This window comes from Collinsella sp. AF38-3AC (assembly GCF_003474365.1).
Lineage (GTDB): Bacteria > Actinomycetota > Coriobacteriia > Coriobacteriales > Coriobacteriaceae > Collinsella.
This window is the reverse complement of sequence record NZ_QROM01000033.1, coordinates 1-2,611: the sequence shown is the minus strand read 5'-3', so window position 1 is coordinate 2,611 and position 2,611 is coordinate 1. Positions and strand designations below refer to the sequence as shown.

At 57.9% G+C, this 2,611-nt stretch carries 5 protein-coding genes; all 5 read left to right on the top strand.

Annotation, left to right across the window (positions count from 1 at the left end; all coding sequences use genetic code 11):
• Positions 1–1,203 (top strand): hypothetical protein (locus DW029_RS11010; protein ID WP_233543880.1); only part of this gene is annotated, 1,203 nt, incomplete at its 5' end.
• A gap of 9 nt (positions 1,204–1,212) precedes the next feature.
• A complete protein-coding gene (locus DW029_RS11005) occupies positions 1,213–1,485 on the top strand; it encodes a hypothetical protein (RefSeq protein ID WP_118346166.1) in 273 nt (90 codons plus the stop codon).
• Between the two features lie 137 nt (positions 1,486–1,622).
• Positions 1,623–2,036, top strand: coding sequence for a hypothetical protein (locus DW029_RS11000; protein ID WP_118346164.1), 414 nt, complete (start codon positions 1,623–1,625; stop codon positions 2,034–2,036).
• A gap of 10 nt (positions 2,037–2,046) precedes the next feature.
• On the top strand, positions 2,047–2,355 hold the full coding sequence (locus DW029_RS10995; protein WP_118346162.1) for a hypothetical protein: 309 nt from the start codon (positions 2,047–2,049) through the stop codon (positions 2,353–2,355).
• A 2-nt stretch (positions 2,356–2,357) separates the two neighbouring features.
• On the top strand, positions 2,358–2,611 hold a 254-nt coding region (locus tag DW029_RS10990; RefSeq protein ID WP_147351927.1), incomplete at its 3' end, for an N-acetylmuramoyl-L-alanine amidase.

Below are 2,611 nucleotides of genomic sequence, written 5' to 3'. Positions count from 1 at the left end.
GCAGAGAAGAGCGTGAGCGACGCGGTCGAGCGCGCCGACGCCGCCAATAAGGCGGCTACCAAGGCCATCGCCGAGGTGAAGGCCACCGAAGCGAAGCTGTACCCAGCGGCCGAGAACATCCTCAAAGGAAAAGTCAAGGAAACTTTCGTCCACGTGGATGATGCTTTTCCCTCTAGCCTTCTGGGTATCGAGGTGGAGGGAGCCTGCAAGCAGGACGGCACGCCATCGCCGGACAACCCCGTGCCGATTGAGGTAATTGAAAATCCTATTATCCATATTTGCGGTAAGAACCTATTGAAAGTCGATGATTCAAGTGTAACCACTAGGGGTGTCACAACAAGTTCCAAAGACGGTGTAATCACGCTTTCTGGCGTTGCGACTGAAAATGGATATAGTGGCAGCATCGCAGGTGTATATTTGCCGAATGGCGCGATTGGCCAAAAACTCTCGGTTAAGATTTACGAGATTAGCGGAACCGTTCCACAGGTTAATTTACTAAATAAGCGTTATGGATTGCTTCTTTCTTCTACACAATCGTCAACTGTGCTCAATGAGCAGATTGCATATCTAACGGTTAATGTTATAAAAGGCGTGACCTATGACTGCAAGTTCTATGTATCAGTTGAGGTTTACGGAGATGCCGATTCGGGCAAATATAGCCCATTTAATGAAACTTCTACATCGTTCACGCTCCCATCCGAGCATCCCTACCTCGCCAAGCTCCCCGACGGCACGGCGGATGAGATCGTGGTGGATAGGGAAGGCAATGTCGAGCTAGTGGCAAGAATGACTAGAAATACTTTGACATCGTGGGCTGGCACTGCTGCAGGTTACTTTACTTGCGCTATCTCGCCAAGTCGAGCTAATAATTCCGTGCTTTGCACTGGTGGTGTCAAACTGACTGGACAGGTGGAACAAGGCGATGTATTCGTCGGAGCAGCATTGGGAATTGTCGGATACCAGCCACGAGAAGGAGATACGACAGATGCGCTTAATGCTAAGGGCTTGTTGCTCTATTACAAACTTGTTACGCCGAACCGCTACCCATTAGGCAAAATCGAGATGCCCAAAGCTCAAGACAGCATCGTCAACGCATGGACGGACGCGGAAGTGACGCCGCGCACTGGCATCGAGTACACGCGCGACGTGAACATCGTCGTGGCGAACCTGGAATCGGCAATCGCATCCATCACCCAAGGTTAGGAGAAGAAAATGGCAGTTAAGAGCAAGGCGCGTCATGACCTGACGCTGCGCAGCATCAAGCGCGAGATTCAGGCCGGCCGCGACGTGGCGTTCTGGCTCGACAAGGCCTACGCACACCTTGACAGCGGGCTCTTCGACGAGGCAGATATCGCGGAGGTCGAGGAACTAGCCGCCGCGTACTACGACGGTATCGATGCCGTCGAGCAGCAAGAGCCGAACCAAGATGATGCTGGTACCGATAGCGCCGACAGCACCGCAGATACCGATACAGTAGGCGCATAACCGAACAGACACAACTAGGACTGGCCCCGCAAGGGGCCTTTTCCTTTGCGCGGAGGACGGCGCTCGGTACTTCCATCAGCGCGGGAATCTCATGCCGCGGCTACCATGTGCGGCAACTTGAGCTAGAGGAGGGACGGATGGAGGTACTCAAGCTATTCGCGCCGTACGGGCCGGGGTGGCTCGGGGGCGTGCTGCTGGCGCTGATCGCCTTCTATTTTGGGCGGCAATTTCTGGACGAGTACAAGCGGCAGAACGAGCGCAAGGCCGGCATCGACCTCAAGCGCGAGGAGCGCAAGCAGGCCGAGGTCGACGAGCGCGCGCAGCGCGACCGGGAGCGCTCGCAGATGGAAGGGCGAATCGCCGCCCAGATGGAGCGCAGCAATACTCTGATTGAGGGGATGAAGACGCTCATGGAGTCCGTGGTGACGTCAAATGATGTGTTACACGCAGACCTGGTCAACAGCCAGGCGCGCAGCCAGGGGATGGCCGAGAAGGTCGACCACATCTACGACCGCGTCGACCTCATGTACAACAAGGAGACAAGCAGATAGGAGCAATCGAATGACTGCTATACAGGCAGGGCTCACGGTGCTGACCGTCCTCGTGGTGCCCTATATCGTGCAGGCTATCAAGACGAAGGCCATGGGCGGCAACACGGCGCGCTGGCTCGCAATCGCCGTCTCGGCGCTGTGCGGTGCCCTCACCGCCATGGCCGGAGGCATTCCGACCGACGCGTCGGCATGGGTTACGTCCATCTTCGCGTGCGTCGGCGGCGTACAGGTGGCCTACGCCTCCTTTAAGAGCGTCGGCGTTACCGACAAGTGGCTCGACGCGCTCCTGGCGCTCGGCGACGTGAAGAAGGAGGGCTAGCAATGGCCAAGCTGTTCATAATCTGCGGCCACGGAGCCGGCGACCCCGGCTGCTGCGCCGGCGGCTATACCGAGGCGGAGCGAGTCCGCGCCCTCGGCAAGCGCATCAAGGAGCTCGGCGGCCCCGAGGTCGAGCTGGGCGACATGTCCCGCAACTGGTACGCCGACGGCGGCGTCAACCGCCTGAGCACCGACGCCCCGGTGGTGGAGCTGCACATGGACGCCAGCGGAATCGCGACCGCGCACGGCGCCCACGT

What these genes read in the sequence shown, in the direction of transcription:
- DW029_RS10995 (WP_118346162.1), top strand. Translation starts at nt 2,047, where the DNA reads ATGACTGCTATACAGGCAGGGCTCACGGTGCTGACCGTCCTCGTGGTG.
- DW029_RS11005 (WP_118346166.1), top strand. Translation starts at nt 1,213, where the DNA reads ATGGCAGTTAAGAGCAAGGCGCGTCATGACCTGACGCTGCGCAGCATC.
- DW029_RS11000 (WP_118346164.1), top strand. Translation starts at nt 1,623, where the DNA reads ATGGAGGTACTCAAGCTATTCGCGCCGTACGGGCCGGGGTGGCTCGGG.